At 71.6% G+C, this 751-nt stretch carries 1 pseudogene; it reads left to right on the top strand.

The annotated features are described in order from the left end of the window. Positions 1-751: pseudogene (locus DTL70_RS09960) on the top strand (IS5 family transposase); the annotation flags it as partial.

Genomic DNA, 751 nt, shown 5'->3' with positions numbered 1-751 from the left:
TCGCTGCGGGGCCGGAAACGGTTGGACGACCGAAGGGTGCTCAACGGAATTGTGTGGAAGTTCCGCACCGGCACCGCGTGGCGGGACGTGCCCGAGCGGTATGGGCCGTGGCAAACGCTGCACACCCGCTTCCGCCGTTGGGCCCTGGACGGCACCTTTGAGCGGATGCTGCGGGCCGCACAGGCAAAGGCGGACGCGGCCGGCGACATCGACTGGCTGGTGGCGGTCGACTCCACCGTCGTACGCGCCCACCAGCACGCGGCCGGGGCCCGAAAAGGGGGCTCCGCGCCCCCGGCCTCGGACGCTCGCGGGGCGGCCTGACCAGCAAGATCCACCTGGCCTGCGATGCCGTCGGGCGCCCGCTCGCCTTCACGGTCACGGGTGGGAACACCAACGACTGCACTCAGTTCACCACCGTCATGGAGGCGATCCGAGTGCCCCGGCTCGGGCCGGGACGGCCCCGCGTCCGGCCCGGCCACGTACTGGGCGACAAGGGCTACAGCTCCCGAGCGATACGGGCCTGGCTGCGGTGCCGCGGCATCGGCCACACCATCCCCGAGCGGGCCGACCAGGTCCGCAACCGGGCCCGACGCGGCAGCCGGGGCGGGCGCCCGCCGGTCTTCGACAAGCAGCTCTACAAGCGGCGCAACGTCGTGGAACGGTGCTTCAACCGACTCAAGCAGTGGCGTGGCATCGCGACCCGCTACGACAAGACCGCCGAGTCCTACCAAGCAGCCGTCACCCTCGCCTC

This window comes from Streptomyces diacarni, assembly GCF_003323715.1.
Lineage (GTDB): Bacteria > Actinomycetota > Actinomycetes > Streptomycetales > Streptomycetaceae > Streptomyces > Streptomyces diacarni.
This window is presented reverse-complemented; position numbering and strand designations above follow the sequence as displayed.